A 19,046-nucleotide genomic window follows, 5' to 3' on the forward strand; every position below is an offset into this window, starting at 1 on the left:
GTTTAGGCTCCCTTCGCGCTGAGGCGGAACAGCAGGTTAGCGGCGTCGCGGGCGGTGGGAGTATCTAGGTCCTCGAGCAGCTCTGCCAGCGCATCAGCGGCATAACCGCTCAAGCTCAGCTCGCTGAGCTCCTCCTCCGAGGGCGCCAGATGCAGGTCCATCGTCCTCTCGCGGGGTTTAAGGGAAGCAAAGACCTCCTCCATCTCCGCCAGACCCTGCTCCAAGCGTGCCTGCGCGCTCAGGCCCACGGTGCCACGCAGGCTGTATTTCACCGCGGTGCGGATCTTCTCCGGCACGGCGTCTAGCTCCGCAAGGAAGCTTTCGACCTCCTCGAGTGAGTCAACGTCCGCATCAATCGCCCGGAAGTCCCAACGACCGACGCGGTGCTTGGCGACGTCCACCCGCTCCCCCTCAACGGTCACCACCAAGGCATTGCCCGAATCGCGCTCCCTATCGTCGAAGGCCGTAGTCTCCGGGCTGCCGGAGAACCACACCTTGCCGGTACGGCCCAGCGATTCCGTGGAGTGCGTATCCCCCAAGGCCAGATAATCAATAACGCCTTTATCCAGGCACTCCTCCACGAAGGAGAGGTCGATAGTATCAGCGTCCGAGTCCTCGCCCTCGCCCGCGCGGGACTCCACCTGGCCATGCCCCACCGCGATGCGAACCGTGCCCTCATCGGCAGGCTGCAGCGGCTCCAGCGCGCGGCGCACCAGGTCATAGTTAGCCCGCTTGGACAGGTACGGAGCGCCGACGATTTCCACGCCTGGGCGCACCTCGATGGGCTTTGAATCCGCGATGACGTGCACGTTATCCGCAAAAGAGTTGAAAAAGATGGAATCCGCCACGAGCGGATCGTGGTTGCCGGGCAGCAGGTAAACCGGCACCGGCAGGCGCTTGAACATGTCCTTGGCGCGCAGCAGCGTAGATTTGCTCAAGGAGTTGTGCTCAAACACATCACCGGCCACGACGATGAACTCCGCCCCTGTCTCGGTGGCCAACTCCCCTAGCCGCAGGACCGCTGCTTCGCGGTCATCATCAAAGCGCGACTGCGCGGCGGGACTTAAAAACCAGCGTGTCATTCCCAGCTGGAAATCTGAGGTGTGGATGAACGTAACCGCGGCCATGCAAACTCCCTACAACGTGGTCCAGGGCTGGCGCTTGAGCCTCTCCCCTGGGGTGGCAATGTCTAGTGCGTCAGATGATAGTAAAGGTCCTCGACATCGGAGACGGCCCGAAGCAAATCTATGTTCGTATGGCTGACAGACCTCATAGCCTTGCGCAGCAGTTCCGGGTCGGAATCATCGACGGCGGGAGCGGTTTTCGGCTCCGGCAGGGGCGGCAATTCTCGCCCCTCCCAGAACAAGGCATTGCGCTCCTCGGCAGAGATTTCAGAGGCCGCGGAAGCTGAATAAGAGTCCTCCGAGGCCGACTTGGCCTGCTCCATGACCGCTTGCTCCAGCCGCGCAAAATCAAGTCCGCGCAGGGCGAAGATAACGGATGGGTCAGCATCCATGCGCGCGGCCAGGCGGTCCGCCACCGCCACGACGTGCTTGCACACGTACTCCGGGTCGGGACAGGTGCAAGAGAAACGGAGGTCGTCGGGGTATTCGGCGATGAGGATGTCGAGGGAGGCGTCGGCAAGCATGCCCTCCCTGGCCTTCGCCACGGAGTTGGGGGTGCGTGCGAACATCTCCGACAGCCGCCCGATGTCCTCGTTGTTGCGGTAAGGCACCTGGATGAGCACCGCGAAAGGTTCGTTCTGGGAGCCCGCAACCTTGCCGTGCACAGCGCCATTGCGCACATCGAGGCCCACGACATGCCCCTCCGTGGCGTATTGGCGCCCGCGGCGAATGCGGCCGGAATCCGTTTGCTGGTTGACGAAATTGAGCAGGCGCGTGGCCGCCGGCTGCATGGTACGCACGCGGTCGACGCGGTTGACCTCCTCCGGCGTGCTCACGCGCTTGCGGGTGCCGAAGTTGGCGTAGATGACGTTGTTGTCCTCAGGACTCTTCGGTGCCATTTACTTCTCCTGTTCCCTATAGCTCATGAGATCCGCCAGCTGCTCGGGGCTCAGTTCGGTGAGCCAGCCCTCGCCTTCGCCCACGACGGCACCGGCCAGCTGTGTCTTGCCGTCGAGGATGTCCTGGATGGATTCCTCCAAGGTGCCGGCCGTAATCATCTTGTACACCTGCACATTGCGCTGCTGGCCAATGCGGAAGGCGCGATCCGTGGCCTGGTTTTCCACCGCCGGATTCCACCAGCGGTCCATGTGCACGACAATCGACGCCGCCGTGAGGTTCAGCCCGGTACCGCCCGCCTTGAGCGAGAGCAGCATGACGGGCGCGCCGTTATCGGCCTGGAATTCCTCCACCATCTGGTCGCGCCGGTTCTTGCTGACCCCGCCATGGAGGAAGGGAATCTCGCAGCCCAGTTGTTCAGAGAGGTAAGGCTGGAGAACGTCGCCGAAGGCCTTGTACTGGGTGAAGATCAGTACGCGCTCCTGAGATTCGATGGCCTGGTCGATGATCCGCATGAGCTCCTCCACCTTGCCCGAGCGGTGCTTGCCCTTGATGGTGACAGGGCTACCATCGGCCAAGAAGTGCGCCGGGTGGTTGCAGATCTGCTTGATGCGCGTCAGCGATGCCAAGATGAGGCCGCGGCGCGAGATGCCCTCCTTCTTCTTCGCCAGGGCCTGTTCCACGTCATTGACCAGGGCCTTGTAGAGTGCTGCCTGCTCATCGGTCATACGCACGGTGATGATCTGCTCGGACTTCTCCGGCAGGTCATCGATGATATTCGGGTCCGTCTTGAGGCGGCGCAGGATAAACGGGCCGGTGAGCAGGCGCAGGCGCTCCGCCATGACATCGCTGCCCTCGCGCTCGATGGCCTTGGCAAAGTGGTTGCGGAAAAAGGAGGCGGAGCCCAGGATTCCCGGGTTGCAATAGTCCAGGATGGAGCGCATCTCCGACAGGCGGTTCTCAATCGGCGTGCCGGTCAGCGCCACGCGGTGGCGCGAGGGGATGGCGCGCACCGCCTTGGAGGAGCGCGTGGAGGCGTTCTTGATCGCTTGAGCCTCATCGAGGACCACGCGGTCCCACTCCACCTTGCTCAATGTGAGGAAGTCACGGCTCACCGTGCCATAGGAGGTAATGACGATATCGGCCTCCTGAGCTGCGCTGACCAATTCCTCGCCCTTCAGGCGCCCAGTGCCGTGTTGCACTATGACCTTAAAGTCCGGCACGAAGCGCGTGGCTTCTCTAGCCCAGTTGCCCACCACGGAGGTCGGCGCGACGACGAGGGTTGGCTTCCAGGCTCCAGCCTCCCCATCTTCCTTGTCCGGTGCGTCCGCGTGGGCGGCCTTTTCCACCGCCAGCAAAGACAGCAGCTGCAGGGTCTTGCCCAAACCCATGTCATCTGCGAGCACCGCGCCAATGTTGTTGCGGGACATCCAGTACAGCCAGTCCACACCGCGGCGCTGATACTCGCGCAGCTCGGCATGGACCGTATCGGGGATGTCCACGCGGTCGGGTGCCGTACTATCCAGCCCACCGAGCAGCGAGGTATGCCACTCGGATCCGGTGAAGGCCACGGGGTCCTCCGCCATGGACTTCAAGGCCATCTCGCGCAAGTCTGCAAGCGTTACCGCTTCTTCTTGCTCGCCCTCGTTGAATTCCTTGCGGCGGCGCTCTACTTCGGCCACCAGCTCTTCCCAGCCAGGCTGTTCCAGCTGGCGGGCCATCTCTGCGGTGGCTGCGAGTTGCTCCAACTCCTTCAGGGCGCGCTTACGTGCGGTATCGGCCAACTCGCGCATGTACTGCGAGATCTTGTTCAAGGCCTGGGTATCCGCCATGACCCACTCGCCGCGCAAACGAATCAGCCCGGACTTAGAAGTGATGAGCTCTTGCATTTCGGCGTCGGTAAGCTGCGTGTCACCCACCGAGAGCTTCCAGTCATAGCTGAACAGCTTCTCCATACCAATGTGCGCCTTGGTGGCGGCATCGGCCGGATCACGGACCTCCGTGGTTTCCAGCTTGGCCTTGGTCTCCATGTGGGACCAAGACTTGGGCAGCAGCACGGTGAAACCGGCCTTGCGCAGGGCGGCGGCGTCGTGGGTAACAAAATCCACGAGCTGCTCGGTGGTCAGGTAGACGTCCCAATCCCCCGCATTCCGGCTCGCCGGGGCGGAGTTGTACTTCAGCCGCGGAGCCACGTCGAAGGCATGGCGACGGGCCTCACGCAGCTTCTCGACGCTCCCCCGATCCAACTGGTCCTGCCGCACCGGCAGCGGCGAATCCGTACCGGAGCGCACCAGCAAGCGGATAGGCCACGCTGCGTCCTCGACGGAGTCAGTACTATTTGGCGGTTCCTCCACGAGGAAGACGAGCTGGAGGTCGACAGAAGTAATAGAGTCTTTCCACTCATTGAGCCCACGAAGCAGCTGGGCGCGCCCCTTCTTGACCGGCGCGGTTTTCAGCAAGGCCTGCGCGAATTCATGCCAGGGCGCGGCGCGTGGGGCATCGATCTGCGGGCGCAATTGGGTATAGGCAATCCAGTGCGTGAGCTCGTCGGCCAAATCATCCGAGAGCGCCCGGTTATTAATGGAGAGGATGCCGGGCGCGGAGGCTAGCATCTCTGCCAGCCAGCTGCGCTCGCCCAAGCCAGAAGCCAGTTGCCACATCGGGTACCACTCACCCGCCTGATACGACAGGCGGATGGTCACGCGGCCGGCACGGACGAAACGGTACAGGCCGCGATAGGCGCGGATGAGCCACAGGAGGTCCGGCGCAATAGCTGCACGCTGTTCCGCCGAAACCGCCTGGCTATCGGTATCGAGGTATTCCAGTTTGGCCAGTGTTTCCACTGCCTCATCCGGGGCGAACATGGCCATGGGGACCATGAGGGAGACGTCCTTGCCCTTCGGTGTGCGGAGGGAGACGCGCGCTCGGTTCCGGAAGGTCTTCTTGCTCAAGATGGTATCGACCACATCCGGAAAGGTTCCCTCCGGGACTGCTGAGGGCATGACGATCTTGTGCCCTTCGACCTGTTCGATCCATAGACTCAGGCCGGAGACGGGCAGCCAGAGGCCATGCAGCAGGTAAGAAGCCATAGGGGCCAGTTTAGCAGCACACCTTTGTGGGGAAAGGGTTGCAGAAAGTTCCCGATTCCTGCCCAAATACGCAATTGTTACAGTCTCGTTACATAACGGCGTAACACCAGTAAGACCGTGCATTAAGCTGTGACCAAGGTAACCAAATACTGGTCAAGGTGCCGAATTTCAGTTGGGTAGGGCCTTTTGCCTCGTTAGCGTGGATGAGTCCTATTCTTAATCTCAATCTCAAGGAGAGATCAGTGCAAGACTCCACTTGGTATGTCGTTGCGATGATCATCTACCTGCTTGCCATGGCCGCCATCGGCTTCTGGAGCTACAAGCAGACGGATGAGTACGACGACTACGTTCTCGCCGGCCGCGGGCTTCACCCGTTCGTAGCCGCCCTATCCGCCGGCGCTTCAGATATGTCCGGCTGGCTGCTTATGGGCCTGCCGGGTGCTTTGTTCCTGACCGGTATGTCCGAGCTATGGATGGCCATCGGCCTTCTCATCGGTGCTTGGGCCAACTGGAAGTGGGTCGCGCCGCGTCTGCGCTCCTACTCCGAGATCGCCGGCAATTCAATTACCGTTCCCTCCTTCTTTGAGAACCGCCTGCACGATAAGTCGCGCTTGCTGCGCATTATCGCGGCGGCGATCATCATCTTCTTCTTCACCTTCTATGTCTCCTCCGGCATGGTGGCCGGCGGCCGCTACTTCGAGTCCAGCTTCGGCGGTGACTACATGGTCGGCATGCTCGTCGTGGCTGCCGTGACGGTCTTCTACACCTTCGTCGGCGGTTTCCTCGCGGTGTCCTACACCGATACCGTCCAGGGCCTGCTCATGTTCGCCTCTCTCATCATCGTGCCGATCATGGTGCTCTTCTCCTTGGACAACCCGGGCGAGATTTTCAGCTTCGCCGCTGAGAACCCGTACGCCACCGGTGGTGTAATTGAGAACCCTGACTACTTCTCCTTGTTCTCTGGTGTGTCTGCCGCCGTCATCATCGGCAACCTGGCCTGGGGCTTGGGCTACTTTGGCCAGCCGCACATCATCGTGCGCTTCATGGCGCTGCGTAAGCCTTCCGACGCCCGCGCGGGCCGCTTCTACGGTGTGAGCTGGATGGGTATCTCCCTCATCGGTGCTATTTTCGTCGCGCTCTCCGGCACGGTTTTCTTCACTGAGACCAGCCACTCCATCACTGACCAGGAGAACTACGAGACCATCTTCCTGGACATGGCACAGGTTATGTTCCACCCGCTCTTCGCAGGTCTGGTCCTGACCGCCGTTCTGGCAGCCATCATGTCCACGATGTCCTCCCAGATGCTCGTGGTCTCCACCTCCCTCATTGAGGATCTCTACCTCATCTTCGCCAAGAAAAAGCCGAGCCAGAACGTCCTGATCAACCTGTCCCGTACCGCTGTCGTGGCCATCGCCGTCATCGCTGCCGTGTTGGCCATCAACCCGTCGGATTCGATTCTGGGTCTGGTCGGCTTCGCCTGGGCCGGCTTCGGCTCCGCCTTCGGCCCGCTGGTGCTGCTGTCGCTGTATTGGAAGCGACTCAACTCCACCGGCGCCATCGCCGGCATGATCACCGGTGCTGTCGTTGCGATTGGCTGGGGCATGAGCCCGCTGGGCGATACCCTCTACGAGCTGGTACCGGGCTTCATCTCCGCTCTGCTCGTGACTGTCGGCGTTTCCCTGGCCACCAAGGCTCCGGATGAGAAGGTCACCCAGGAGTTCGAGGAGGCATCCCGCCTGGCCAAGCTCGTTGAGAAGAACGATGACTTGGACTTCGAGGAGGCAGCGGAGCAGGTTCAGAAGTAGGCCTCTCCCCCTCTCCCCTCACGCGCGAACCCCGCTCCAGCAGTCCAGTTACTGCTGTGGCGGGGTTTCGCTTGTGATTGGATCGGAGGCTCTACATGGTCGCTACTCAAAAGGCATTTCCCAAAAGGTGCCTTTGCTTCGAGAACGCCGTGTCCGAGCCTTTAAAGGGTGTCTTTACCCCCCAAAGAAACCTTCTTACTGATGCCTTCTGGGAAATGCCTTTTGACTGCATCCATGTAGCCCTCCCTGTGCGCTCACAGGCTTCCTGCTCATACGGGAACCGCGAGCACCCCCGCGCAGTCTAAAAGTCCATGAACCTGCGCACGGCCTATATAGGCTTCCTCTCCGTGGCAACTGTTGTCTACGGCGGCTATCACCTCCTCCCCGGCCCAGACCTGGGCGTGGCAACCGTGCCCGCGCGCGTGCAGGTCCCCGGCTATGAACGGGAAGACTTCGGCGGATGGGCACCTGGAACACGGGACAACGTCAAGGCCGCGCAGACTATCGACGGGGCCCTCTACGATCCCTATGCCCGCGCGCCCGCGCCGGACCGCGTGGAAGTTGACCACGTCTTCCCGCTCGCGGCGGCCTGGGACCTTGGGGCATCAGTTTGGCCGCCGGATAAGAAGATGGCCTTTGCCAACGATCCGCTCAACCTCGTCGCCACCGCCCGCAACCTCAACCAGGCCAAGTCCGATTCTCTGCCGGCCGATTGGCTCCCGCCCGCCGACCGTTGCGACTACTCGCAGCGGCTTGCCGCAGTGGCCCGAAAATACCAACTACCGCTGCCCTCCCGCGACTACGTGGTCATGCGCCACCAGTGTCGATTCGATTTCATCTCACCGCGCCGTTAGACTCTCGCAGGGAAAAGCCCCGTACAGAAAGGTATAAGCACCCTCCCATGACTAGCTTGCTCATCTTCCTCCACGCCTTCACCGCTATTTTGTTGGTCGGTACTGTGTGTATCTCCACCTCCGCCTTCCCCGGCCAGCTGGCAAAGGCGGCCTCCGGTGATGCTTCTGCGGCTGGTGCCGCCGGTGTCCTCAACAAGATCACCTCGACGTATGGCTATATCTCCGCTATTGTTCCGGTCATTGGTCTAGCTGTCTTCCTTACTGACCTCAATACCTACAAGTCCCAGGTCCAGTTCCACATCGCTCTTCTTCTGGCTGTCATCGCCTGGGTTATCCTGCTCGTCGTGGTCATCCCGAAGCAGAACCAGGCCATGTCCGCGATTGCTGCCCCGGGCAGCGCCGATGTGGCCAAGCTAAAGAAGCAGCTGGCTATGTTCTCCGGCATCTTCAACCTGCTGTGGGTTGTGTGCGCCATCCTGATGTACGTCTAATCCTTCGGGTTTAGGCCCCAATAGCGAAACCTCCCAGGCTCTTATGAGCTTGGGAGGTTTCTGGATCTAACGCCGCTGCGGCGCCGAGCGGAGGCTAGTCGCGCCAGCCGCCGCGGCGTCCACCACGATCACGGCCGCGTCCACCGCGATCACGGTCGCGGTATCCGCCACGATCACCGCGTCCACCACGTCCGCGCCCGCCGTAACCGCCGCGGCCGCGGTCATCGTCGAAGTTCCGGCGCGGCGGGCGTCCGGTATCCTTCTGGATCTTGATGAGCTGGCCGGAAATGCGTGTGTCCTTGAGACGGTCCAGCACCGCCGGGTCCAGGTTCTTCGGCAGGTCCACCAGGGTGTGGCCCACGGCGATGGTGATGCGGCCGAAGTCCTTGGAGGTCAGGCCACCTTCGTTGGCCAACGCACCCACGATGGCGCCGGGGCGCACGCCTTGGCGCTTGCCGACGTCCAACCGGTACGTCTCAAAGTCCCCGTCCGGGCGGCGCGGGCCGCGGTCACGGTCGCGGCCACCACGGTCGCGCCCGCGGCCATCACGATCGCGGTCACGCCCGCGGCCATCGCGCTCAAAGCGATCGCGCTCGCGGCGGTCCTTCTTGGACACCGGGCGCTCCTTGAGCAGGAAGTCCGTTCCGCCCTGCAGCTGCACAGCCAGGGAGGCCGCGATGTCATCCATCGCCACGTTCTCTGCCGCGGAGTATTCGCGCACCATGTCGCGGAAGAAGTCGAACTGCTTGTCCTGCTGGGAGGCACCGATGGCCGCGAAGAACTTCTCCTTGCGCTTGGCATTGACCTCATCCGCGGTCGGGAGATCCATCTCCTCCAGGCGGGCGTTGGTCACGCGCTCGATGGAGCGCAGCATGCGGCGCTCACGCGGGGTGACGAACAGGATGGCCTCGCCAGTGCGGCCAGCACGGCCGGTACGGCCAATGCGGTGCACGTAGGACTCGGTGTCATTCGGGATGTCGTAGTTGACCACGTGGGTGATGCGGTCGACGTCGAGGCCGCGGGCAGCAACGTCGGTAGCCACCAGGATGTCCAGGCGGCCATCCTTGAGCTGATCGACGGTACGCTCACGCTGCTGCTGCGCGATATCGCCGTTAATGGCAGCGGCGTTGTAGCCGGCCTCCTTGAGGCTGTCAGCGACATCCTCCGTGGCATGCTTCGTGCGGCAGAAGACGATGATGGCGTCGTAGTCAATGACCTCGAGGATGCGAGTGAAGGCATCCATCTTGTGGCGGTGCGGCGTCAGGAGGAAGCGCTGCGTGATGTTGTCATTGGTGCGGCGCTCCGACTTCACCGTGATTTCGGCAGGGTTGTTGAGGTACTGCTTGGACAGGCGGCGGATGGAGTTCGGCATGGTGGCCGAAAACAGCGCTACCTGCTTGTCCTCTGGGGTGTCCTCAAGAATGCGCTCAACGTCTTCCTGAAAGCCCATGTTGAGCATCTCGTCCGCCTCATCGAGGACGAGGAAGCGCAACTGGGAGATATCCAGGGAGCCCTTCTCCAGGTGGTCGATGACACGGCCCGGGGTACCCACAATGATCTGGGCACCACGGCGCAGACCAGAGAGCTGGATGCCATAAGCCTGGCCACCGTAGATAGGCAGGACTTCGATGCGACCCAAGTGGTCGGCGAAGGACTGGAAGGAGTCCGCAACCTGGAGAGCCAGCTCGCGCGTGGGCGCAAGGACAAGGGCCTGCGGATAGCGAGCCTCAGTATCGATCTGGGAGAGAACCGGCAGTGCAAAGGCTGCGGTCTTACCCGTACCCGTTTGGGCGAGGCCGACGACGTCGCGGCCCTCCATGAGGATCGGGATGGTTTCTTCCTGAATCGGGGATGGCTTGGTAAAGCCCACCTTGGACACGGCTTCCTGAACGTCATCGGGAAGGCCGAGGTGTGCAAAACCCTGGGAGTTGTCGTTGGCTGAAGCTTCTTCAGCGCCGGTGTCCTCAGGGTTATTCGCAGCCCCGGTGTCATGGTTCGACACCTGCGAAGCGTCCAATGCTTCGCCACCTCGCGAGTTTTCCTGAGATTCCGACTTATTGAATTCTTCCGGCTCGTTGACGCCGCCGGTGGCGTTATCGGTAATGCTCATTGCTCAAACCAGAGTACGGCACTGAGGTGAGATTAGCTATTTCTCCCCACGACCTGTCTCTTCCCGACGCGGCACCCCGGCACCTCGAACTTCAGCCAAGGCCCTTTAACTCAGCCCCCTTTGACCCAGCCCTTTGAATCACACTTAGTCCCCGTCCGCGAAGGCCCGAAAAGACCGAAGGTACCAAACCCAAAGGCACCATTTGCGGCTTCCGAAATCTAAAACCCCACGTCAATACATGTCAGTTTCTTTATAAGGTGCCCCTCAAATGGTGCCTTTGCCCCGGCCTAGACTTCGCGGCCACCCACGAAGGTCTTCCAGGTCATCGGCATGCCCGGGCGGTAGGCCAGGTGGATAGCGCTCGGGGCATCGAGGACATGGAGGTCCGCGGCTGCACCGACCACCAGCGAGCCCTTGGCCGGGCGGCCCTGCGCGTCCTTGCCCTCGCCGACATCCTGGCGGCGCAGCGCGGTGGCACCGCCCAGCGTGCCGGCGGCAATCGCCTCATCGAGGGTGAGGTGCTGCTGGAGCACGGCCGTAGTCACGCAGAAGTTCATCGAGGACGTGTACGAGGTGCCCGGGTTGAGGTTGGAGGCGATCGCGACGGTCGCGCCGGCATCAATAAGCTTGCGGCCCGGTGCCAGCGGCTCACGCGTGGACAGGTCGCAGGCAGGCAGCAAGGTGGCCACCGTATCCGAAGACGCCAGCGCCTCAACATCGGCGTCGCTGAGGTAGTTGACGTGGTCCACGGAGGCCGCACCCAACTCCACGGCGAGTGCTACGCCTGGACCCTCGCCGAGCTGGTTGCCGTGCACACGCACGCCAAGTCCGCGGGCCTTGCCGGCCTCCAGCACGCGGCGAGACTGCTCCTCATCGAAAGCACCGCGCTCACAGAAGACGTCAATCCACTGCACATGCTCGGCCACCCCATCGAGCATGGGGCCGACCACCTCGTCGAGGTAGGTCTCGGCCTCTGCTCCCGGTGGCACGAGGTGCGCGCCGAGGAAGGTCACGTCATCGACGTGGCGGGCCGCCACGCGCGCGGCCTCTACCTCAGATTCAGTATTCAAGCCATAGCCGGTCTTGGTCTCCAGCGTCGTCGTTCCCCCGCGGCGGGCGGCGGCGATGCGCTCCACCAGAAGCTTTTCCAGGCGCTCCTCCCCCGCCGAGCGGGTCGCATCCATGGTCACGGCGATACCGCCGGCCTGGTAAGACTCGCCCGCCATGCGGGCTTCGAACTCGGCGGAGCGGTCGCCGTCGAAGATCATGTGGGTATGGGAATCCACCCAGCCCGGCAGAACTGCGCGGCCGCCAAGGTCGACCTTCTCGTCCGCGGCTGGCGCCTCGGACGCCGATCCAATCCAGGCGATGGTGCCGTCGGCGTTGGCGATGAGGGAGGCGTCGGCAAGCGTGCCTGCCTCCGACACCGTGCGTAGCTCTGAGATTCCAGTAAACAGGGTGGACATGATCTTCTTTTCCTCTCTTGTCTAGTCGCGGGCCTTGAATTCCATCGGGATGCGCACGCCGCGCTCGTCGGCGACTTCCTTGGCGCGAGTGTAACCGGAATCCACGTGGCGGATAACGCCCATGCCCGGGTCGTTGGTGAGCACCGCGCGCAGCTTGGCGGCGGCCAGCTCGGTGCCATCGGCGACGGTGACCTGGCCCGCGTGGATGGAGCGACCCATGCCCACGCCGCCGCCGTGGTGGATGGAAACCCAGGTAGCACCGGAGGAGACAGCGGTCATTGCGTTGAGCAGTGGCCAGTCAGCCACGGCGTCGGTGCCATCGAGCATGGCCTCGGTCTCGCGGTACGGGGAGGCCACGGAGCCGGAATCGAGGTGGTCGCGGCCGATAACGATCGGGGCCTTGATCTTGCCTTCCTTGACCAGGTCATTGAAGAGCAGGCCAGCCTTGTGGCGCTCGTTGTAGCCCAGCCAGCAAATACGTGCCGGCAGGCCCTCGAACTCCACGTACTCCTCGGCGGCATCGAGCCAGTTGTGCAGGTGCTCGTTGTCCGGGAAGAGCTCCTTGAGCGCCTGGTCGGTGACCTTGATGTCCTCCGGGTCGCCGGAAAGCGCGGCCCAGCGGAACGGGCCCAAGCCCTCACAGAAGAGCGGGCGGATGTAGGCCGGGACGAAGCCCGGGAACTCGAAGGCGCGCTGGTAGCCGGCCTTGCGGGCCTCGTCGCGGATGGAGTTGCCGTAGTCGAAGACCTCGGCACCCTCGTCCTGGAATTCCACCATGGCCTGAACCTGGGCCGCCATGGCCTCGCGGGCCTTCTTCGTGAAGGTGGTCGGATCCGCCTTGGCCTCGTTGTGCCAATCCTCGACGGTGATTTCGGTGGGCAGGTAGCTCAGCGGGTCGTGCGCGGAGGTCTGGTCCGTAACGATGTCCACGGTGAACTCGCCCGCACGCTGGCGGCGCAGCACCTCTGGGAAGACCTCGGCGGCATTGCCCACCAGACCCACGGACAGCGGCTTCTTGTTCTCCTTGGCGTCGAGCACCAGCTTCAGGGCCTCGTCCAGGTCGGTGACGACCTCATCGAGGTAGCGCTTGGACTGGCGGCGCTTCAGGCGGGTTTCGTCAACATCAACGATGAGGCAGGCGCCGCCGTTCAAAGTAACGGACAGCGGCTGCGCGCCGCCCATGCCGCCGCAGCCACCAGTCAGGGTGAAGGTGCCGGCGAGCGTGCCGTTGAAGCGCTTCTTGGCCACGGCCGCAAAGGTCTCAAAAGTACCCTGCAGGATGCCCTGGGTAGCGATGTAAATCCAGGAACCGGCCGTCATCTGGCCGTACATCATCAGGCCCTCGTCCTCGAGCTTGCGGAAGTGCTCCCAGTTGGCCCAGTCACCGACCAGGTTGGAATTCGCAATGAGCACGCGCGGTGCCCACTCGTTGGTCTTCCAAATACCCACCGGCTTGCCGGACTGCACCAGCAGGGTCTCATCGGATTCGAGGTCCTTGAGGGACTCCACGATGGCATCGAAGGCTTCCCAGCTGCGGGCGGCACGGCCGGTGCCACCGTAGACCACGAGGTCCTCGGGGCGCTCGGCAACCTCGGGGTCGAGGTTGTTCATGAGCATGCGCAGCGGGGCTTCGGTCTGCCAAGACTTGGCGTTCAGTTCGGTTCCGCGCGGGGCGCGTACTTCGCGGGGTTCAGACATGACTTCCTTTCGCTCGTGCTTTTCGACGCCTTCCCAAGCCCCAGGCCGGTTTCCCGGGGCTGTCCCTAGAGGCTTGGTCGGCGTCACACAGGACAAGTTACTGTGACGCAGCACCATGAGCCAGGACACTTTTGGCCTAGCTGTCTCAGATACAAGACTGTCGCACGACCAGTACTGCAGCGGCGCGCTGCCCGCCTCCACCAAACCCAAAAGTGCAGACCTGGAAGTGCATTCATGCAGGTGGGCGTCGTGAAGCGCCAAGGCAGTGCTTGACGACGACCAGCAGGTCTGCACTTTCAGGTCTGCACATCTACAAACGCGGGCCGCGCGCCAAGTGCTTCCCCACCGTCTCCTGGAAATAGTCAGGCCGCGAACTCAACTGTTCTGGGCTAAACCTCAAAACGATGTAACCCTTATTGAGGATGGCTTGCTGCCGCCGATGCTCCGCGCGTATTACCTCTTCGGCCTCGAAGCGGTACTTGACGTTCCCGTCAATCTCAATCACCAACCACCCATTAATGACCAGGTCCGCTCGATAGTTCTCAATCACATACTGCGCCTTGACCCAGCGCAGCTCCGGGTAGTCCGCCGCAAGAATCAAGGCACGGGCATAGGATTCCCACGGTGACTCCGCGCAATTGACGCTGTCAGCAACCGCCCGCCGCGCGGCGGCAACACCCTTAACTCTCCCCATAGCGCCGAGCGTCTCGCTAATCCAGAACTGGCCAGCATTGCGCGCCCGCACGTCATCGACGGCAACGAGTCCCTCCTCAAATCCATAGAACCGCGCAATATCAATGGCCGTGCGCTCCAGGGTTGACACGCGAATCCCGTGAACCACCGTCTCTTTACCGCGCAAGTCCATGCGGCGATAACGGACAGTGGCTTTAGATCGTGGAGGTACCGAGTTCGAAGGCAACGTTGCCTCCCATTCGGTCGGCGGCACAACCAGCGGAATTCCGTGAATAAGGGCGGCGGATTTTCCCACTAATGTTGCCTTGGGCAAGGTCAACCCGAGCACATATGCCTTCGTGGTCTCCTTCTGCCACGGCTTGAGTTCGTACCAATGCATCATCGGCAGTACGAAGCACCACGCCAGTTTGGCTACCTTGCCGGCGTGCACCTTCTTCCACCGGGGATCATCATTGGGTAGCTTGCGAAGGTCGATAAGATGCTGGTCTAAGAAGTTAAAGAGTTGTTCATTGTTCATGCACTACTCATAACCCAGCTTTGTGCGCCTCGCCACAGATAGGCTTCCGTACTTCGCCTCCGCCGCACTACCTGCAATCCGGCGCCCAGCCAAAAGTGCAGACCTGGAAGTACATTCACGCAGGTGGGCGTCGTGAAGCGCCAAGGCAGTGCTTTGCGACGACCAGGTCTGTACTTCCAGGTCTGCACTTTTGAAATCAAGGGCGGACGAGAAAGCCCCATGGACCGCGTGGACCATGGGGCTGGGGTGGAGTTAGCGCAACGTGCCGACGGCCCCCTCTACCGCATCCACCAATGCACCTTCCTTGACCAGGCGCACGGTCTCCTCAATCTCCGGGGAGAGGTAGCGGTCGGTGCCCGGACCCTGCACGGTCTGGCGCAGAGCGTCGATGACCGCGCCAGTACCCTTGGCCGGCTGGCCCTCGCGCATATCAATAGCGCGGGCTGCGGTGAGAATTTCGATGGCGAGGACGCGCTGCAGGCCATCGACCGCCTTGCGCAGCTTGCGGGCACCCGACCAGCCCATGGAGACGTGGTCTTCCTGCATCGCCGAAGACGGGATAGAATCCGCCGAAGACGGGTTGGCCAGGCGCTTGAGCTCAGAGACGATACCCGCCTGCGCATACTGAGCAATCATGTGGCCGGAGTCCACGCCTGGGTCATCGGCCAGGAAGGCGTTGAGTCCGCGGTTGCGAGCGACGTCGAGGAAGCGGTCGGTCCGGCGCTCAGAAATGGAAGCCAGGTCAGCCACAACGATGGCCAAAAAGTCCAGCGCGTAGGCCACCGGCGCGCCATGGAAGTTACCGTTGGAAACCACGCGCCCATCCTTGGCCACCACCGGGTTGTCGACGGCCGCAGCGAGCTCACGCTCCGCAACCAAGGCGGTATGCGCCAGGGTATCGCGGAAACCACCGGCCACCTGCGGGGCGCAGCGCACCGAATAGGCGTCCTGGACCTGCTTCTTCTTGAAGTCCTCGAGGGCCGCCGCGAGAATCTCCGAGCCTTCCGCCACCGAGAGGATATTCGCCGCAGCATCCGCCTGGCCCGGGTGCGGGCGCAGCTGCTGCAGGTCATCGGCGAAGACCACCAGAGTGCCCAGCAGACCTTCCACCGTCATTGCGGTGGCAATATCCGCGGTCTTGGCCAGTTCGCGCAGATCTGTAATAGCCAGGCACAGCTGCCCCAGCATGCCGTCGGTGCCGTTGATTAGCGCCAAGCCTTCCTTCTCACGCAGCTTGAGCGGCTCAATGCCGGCAGCCTCCAGGGCCTCAGCGGCTGGGGTGATGTCGCCGCCATCGACGCGCACCTCGCCCTCGCCCAACAGCGCCAGCGCGCAGTGCGCGAGCGGCGCCAAATCACCGGAGCAGCCCAAGGAGCCGTATTCGCGAACCACTGGGTGGATATTCGCATTGAGCACCGCGGCATAGGTCTGCGCCACCACCGGACGCACGCCGGTGCGGCCAGTACACAGGGTGGACAGGCGCAGCAACATGAGCGCTCGGATAACCTCTTGCTCTACCTCCGGGCCCGTACCCGCAGCATGGGAGCGCACGAGCGAGAGCTGCAGCTGCGCGCGCATCTCCTCCGGAATGTGACGGCGGGCCAGCGCGCCGAAGCCGGTAGAGATTCCATAGACCGGAGTCGGGTCCTGGGCCAGCTCCTCGACGCGCTCGCGAGTGGAGGCGATTTCCGCCAGGGCATCCTCAGAAATCTCTACCTGTGCGCCATAGCGCGCTACGGCTACAACCTCTTCGATGCTCAGCGCACCGATACCCACGGTCACGGTGGAGGGATAAGAATTGGACATGTAAGGCTCCTTCAACGTCACTGCATTACCCGCACCTCGCCCCTTTTAATAAGGGGAAGAAAAGGCACGCGAAAATACGTACTTGCTTTCACAAGTTTAGAAAAATAGTGATACGCGCGACAGCCTTACGCGCTGCGCACATAGTACAACAGGTTCCCCGGCGCGCAAACACTTCACGCACCCACGCGCTAGCGGCGCCCGTACATCCTCGCCGCCACCTGCTGCGCAGCCGCGTGTAATTTCTGCGCCACTCCGGCGGCATCAACGGTGCCCACAGGAAAAGTCACCGCCAACGCCGCCGCGGGCCTGCCCACGTGGTCCACCACCGCCACGCCAACCGACGCCTGCCCCCGCGCCACCACCTCAATTTCTTCGGCCCAACCACGCTCGCGTACCTGGCGCAGTATCTCCTTGTACTCCCCAAAACCTAAGGAACCAGGGAAATAGGCCGCCCGCCATTCCGCTTCTGGTAGCAGCGCCAGCATGGCGCGCCCGGAGGCCGTCTTTTGTGCCTGCAGGCGCACTCCCCTCTCCGTGACCAGTGACAGCGCCCCCGGCGCGCGCACCTCGTTGAGGTAGAGGATCTCCGACCCCGCCAAACGTGACAGGTGCCCCGAGCCGCCCACAGTGCTGGCGATGCGTTCAAGATGCCCCTGCGTTGCCTTCACGAGGGGCTGCTGCGTGGCATAAGCCGCGGCCATGGAGTAGGCAGCGAGCCCCAACCCATAGGTTTGGTTCTCCGGCAGGTGCACCACGAATCCTGCGTCCACCATCTCCTTGAGCAGGTGGTAGGTGGACGAGCGCGGTAGGTTCAGCTCGCTGCGAATGTGCGCGGCGGAAATCGGCACGTCGATAGTGGACAGCAGCCTGAGGATTTCCAGCGCGTTGCGCGCCGCCGGGACTCGGGAGGTACTCATGGGCCCACATTCTAGTGAGCCCTCGTTTAAGTCCTCCTTAGGTCACCAAGAAGGCAATCGGCGTCGTAATGATGATGGTGAGCACCACGCGCTCGAACCAGATGACCACGAGCTGCCACAGCTTGATAGGAATCTTGGTGGCCAGGATGCAGGGCACCAGCGCGGAGAAGAAAATGATGGCGGAAATCGCGACCACGCCGATAACGAACTTGAGCACCATGCTCGAGGACCCAGCCGCCACGGTGGCAGGCAGGAACATTTCCGCGATTCCCATGGCGGCTGCCTTGCCCGCGAGTGCCGGTTCTGGCAGCTGGACAATCCACGCGAAGGGATAAAACAGGTAGCCCAACCAATCGAAGAGCGGGGTGAAGTTAGCCAGCAGAAGGCCAATCAGGCCCACGGACATGATGGAGGGCACGATTGCCGCCGCCATGCGCACGCCATCGCGCAGGTTCTCCCAGATGGCAGCACCCAAGGACGGCGCGCGGTCCAGCGCCAGCAGCGCCTCGCGCCAGGCGGCCTTGATGAAATTACCCTTGACCAGCTTTTCGGGGTCCGGTTGCACGCCGTCCACGTACTCATCAGGGATCCTGCTCAGCGGCGGAATCCACACGGTGATTGCAGTAACCAGGAAGGTCACCACGAGGGATACCGCGAAGTAGGTGCCCCACATGCCCATCAGGTCGAGCTGCTTGGCGACGATCACCATGAAGGCCGCCGAGACCGTCGAGAAGCCCGTCGCGATGATAGATGCCTCACGTGCGGTGTAGCCGCCGCGCTGATACACGCGGTCGGTGATGAGAATTCCCAAAGAGTAGGAGCCCACGAAGGAGGCCACAGCGTCGATGGCGGAGCGCCCCGGCGTGCGCCACAGCGGGCGCATGATGGGCTGCATGAACACGCCCACGAATTCCAGGAGGCCATAGCCAATCAGCAGGCCCAGGAAGGCGCCGCCAATCGGCACGATGAGGCCCACCGGGGTGGCAATGGAATTCCACAGGAAGGGCACGATGTCCTCGTTGCCCAGCACTCCCGGCAGAGTTCCGATGACCATGAGGAAGGAAACCACCAGGCCCACCACGTTGAGAACTGTAAAGACCGCTTGCAGCGGACCCTCCCGCCAGTTCTTGTTCACGATGCTGCGCACCGTGCCATAGAGCGCCAGCGCCAGGATGAACCAGGGCACGAAGGCATCGGCATAGGTGCGGATGATGGTGACCATGTGGTCAAGCGGAATGGACTTCTTTCCGTCATAGCTGATGGGAAAGAAGAATACGAAAGCGCCAATAGCGCTGTAGACAAAGAGGCGCCAGATGCCCTTCTTGGAGGGGACATCGTCGTCGCTCTCGTAGAAGGCGTCAACGATTGCGTCTTCAGAGTTCATGTTCTACCTCACGGTGGTGGAAACTACACGTCATTAGCACGGCCACAAACGCGTTCTCTTAAATGATCGCGCCGATCAAGCACACACCAAGAAAAGGCGGTTGCTTGAAGCCGTGCCCACGCGACAGCCACACGCAGGTCTTCCACATACTAGCGGCACCACACACACTTGTCACACACGTCACCCCCATAAGCG

General features: G+C 62.4%; 13 protein-coding genes. 3 read left to right on the forward strand and 10 right to left on the reverse strand.

Annotated features, from left to right (window positions below; genetic code table 11):
* Positions 1-2: 2 nt before the first annotated feature.
* From HMPREF2792_RS04595 to HMPREF2792_RS04605, 3 genes are all read right to left on the reverse strand, one after another.
* Positions 3-1,127: a metallophosphoesterase family protein gene (locus tag HMPREF2792_RS04595; protein WP_070531206.1), complete on the reverse strand. Its 1,125-nt coding sequence runs from the start codon at positions 1,125-1,127 to the stop codon at positions 3-5.
* A gap of 62 nt (positions 1,128-1,189) precedes the next feature.
* On the reverse strand, positions 1,190-2,023 hold the full coding sequence (locus HMPREF2792_RS04600) for an SWIM zinc finger family protein (RefSeq protein WP_070524991.1): 834 nt from the start codon (positions 2,021-2,023) through the stop codon (positions 1,190-1,192).
* On the reverse strand, positions 2,024-5,110 hold the full coding sequence (locus HMPREF2792_RS04605; protein WP_070531208.1) for a DEAD/DEAH box helicase: 3,087 nt from the start codon (positions 5,108-5,110) through the stop codon (positions 2,024-2,026).
* Positions 5,111-5,352: 242 nt separating this feature from the next.
* On the opposite strand from HMPREF2792_RS04605, the gene putP reads away from it, so the two are divergent.
* The 3 genes from putP (at position 5,353) to HMPREF2792_RS04620 (ending at position 8,260) form a co-directional block, all read left to right on the forward strand.
* Positions 5,353-6,915, forward strand: a complete 1,563-nt coding sequence (putP, locus tag HMPREF2792_RS04610; RefSeq protein WP_070524987.1) for a sodium/proline symporter PutP — start codon at positions 5,353-5,355, stop codon at positions 6,913-6,915.
* A gap of 311 nt (positions 6,916-7,226) precedes the next feature.
* Positions 7,227-7,769 carry an HNH endonuclease family protein gene (locus HMPREF2792_RS04615; protein WP_070531210.1) on the forward strand — a complete coding sequence of 181 codons (543 nt, stop codon included), beginning with the start codon at positions 7,227-7,229 and terminating at the stop codon, positions 7,767-7,769.
* A gap of 47 nt (positions 7,770-7,816) precedes the next feature.
* The gene (locus tag HMPREF2792_RS04620) at positions 7,817-8,260 is read left to right on the forward strand and encodes a DUF2269 domain-containing protein (RefSeq protein ID WP_070531213.1); all 444 of its coding nucleotides are present in this window, start codon (positions 7,817-7,819) and stop codon (positions 8,258-8,260) included.
* Between the two features lie 94 nt (positions 8,261-8,354).
* On the opposite strand, the gene HMPREF2792_RS04625 is transcribed toward HMPREF2792_RS04620, so the two are convergent.
* The 7 genes from HMPREF2792_RS04625 to HMPREF2792_RS04655 all read right to left on the reverse strand — a co-directional run bounded on the left by HMPREF2792_RS04625 (position 8,355) and on the right by HMPREF2792_RS04655 (position 18,851).
* Positions 8,355-10,370, reverse strand: a complete 2,016-nt coding sequence (locus HMPREF2792_RS04625; RefSeq protein ID WP_070531215.1) for a DEAD/DEAH box helicase — start codon at positions 10,368-10,370, stop codon at positions 8,355-8,357.
* A gap of 287 nt (positions 10,371-10,657) precedes the next feature.
* On the reverse strand, positions 10,658-11,836 hold the full coding sequence (gene hutI, locus HMPREF2792_RS04630) for an imidazolonepropionase (RefSeq protein ID WP_070531217.1): 1,179 nt from the start codon (positions 11,834-11,836) through the stop codon (positions 10,658-10,660).
* 21 nt (positions 11,837-11,857) lie between these two features.
* Entirely contained in the window at positions 11,858-13,534 is a 1,677-nt protein-coding gene (locus tag HMPREF2792_RS04635; RefSeq protein WP_070531219.1) for a urocanate hydratase, read from the reverse strand.
* A gap of 310 nt (positions 13,535-13,844) precedes the next feature.
* On the reverse strand, positions 13,845-14,744 hold the full coding sequence (locus HMPREF2792_RS04640) for a DUF559 domain-containing protein (protein WP_070531222.1): 900 nt from the start codon (positions 14,742-14,744) through the stop codon (positions 13,845-13,847).
* A 252-nt stretch (positions 14,745-14,996) separates the two neighbouring features.
* On the reverse strand, positions 14,997-16,550 hold the full coding sequence (gene hutH / locus HMPREF2792_RS04645; protein ID WP_070531225.1) for a histidine ammonia-lyase: 1,554 nt from the start codon (positions 16,548-16,550) through the stop codon (positions 14,997-14,999).
* Between the two features lie 188 nt (positions 16,551-16,738).
* Positions 16,739-17,467 carry an IclR family transcriptional regulator gene (locus HMPREF2792_RS04650; protein WP_070531227.1) on the reverse strand — a complete coding sequence of 243 codons (729 nt, stop codon included), beginning with the start codon at positions 17,465-17,467 and terminating at the stop codon, positions 16,739-16,741.
* Between the two features lie 37 nt (positions 17,468-17,504).
* Positions 17,505-18,851 (reverse strand): YjiH family protein, encoded by a 1,347-nt coding sequence (locus tag HMPREF2792_RS04655; RefSeq protein ID WP_070531228.1) that lies wholly within the window; start codon positions 18,849-18,851, stop codon positions 17,505-17,507.
* Positions 18,852-19,046 lie beyond the last annotated feature (195 nt).

It is taken from the genome of Corynebacterium sp. HMSC068H04, from assembly GCF_001811255.1.
Taxonomy (GTDB): Bacteria; Actinomycetota; Actinomycetes; order Mycobacteriales; family Mycobacteriaceae; genus Corynebacterium; species Corynebacterium hesseae.

Coding starts and splice junctions, on each gene's coding strand:
- HMPREF2792_RS04595 (WP_070531206.1), bottom strand. CDS start 1,127: ATGGCCGCGGTTACGTTCATCCACACCTCAGATTTCCAGCTGGGAATG.
- HMPREF2792_RS04650 (WP_070531227.1), bottom strand. CDS start 17,467: ATGAGTACCTCCCGAGTCCCGGCGGCGCGCAACGCGCTGGAAATCCTC.
- HMPREF2792_RS04600 (WP_070524991.1), bottom strand. CDS start 2,023: ATGGCACCGAAGAGTCCTGAGGACAACAACGTCATCTACGCCAACTTC.
- HMPREF2792_RS04640 (WP_070531222.1), bottom strand. CDS start 14,744: ATGAACAATGAACAACTCTTTAACTTCTTAGACCAGCATCTTATCGAC.
- HMPREF2792_RS04605 (WP_070531208.1), bottom strand. CDS start 5,110: ATGGCTTCTTACCTGCTGCATGGCCTCTGGCTGCCCGTCTCCGGCCTG.
- HMPREF2792_RS04635 (WP_070531219.1), bottom strand. CDS start 13,534: ATGTCTGAACCCCGCGAAGTACGCGCCCCGCGCGGAACCGAACTGAAC.
- HMPREF2792_RS04620 (WP_070531213.1), top strand. CDS start 7,817: ATGACTAGCTTGCTCATCTTCCTCCACGCCTTCACCGCTATTTTGTTG.
- HMPREF2792_RS04655 (WP_070531228.1), bottom strand. CDS start 18,851: ATGAACTCTGAAGACGCAATCGTTGACGCCTTCTACGAGAGCGACGAC.
- hutH (WP_070531225.1), bottom strand. CDS start 16,550: ATGTCCAATTCTTATCCCTCCACCGTGACCGTGGGTATCGGTGCGCTG.
- hutI (WP_070531217.1), bottom strand. CDS start 11,836: ATGTCCACCCTGTTTACTGGAATCTCAGAGCTACGCACGGTGTCGGAG.
- HMPREF2792_RS04615 (WP_070531210.1), top strand. CDS start 7,227: ATGAACCTGCGCACGGCCTATATAGGCTTCCTCTCCGTGGCAACTGTT.
- HMPREF2792_RS04625 (WP_070531215.1), bottom strand. CDS start 10,370: ATGAGCATTACCGATAACGCCACCGGCGGCGTCAACGAGCCGGAAGAA.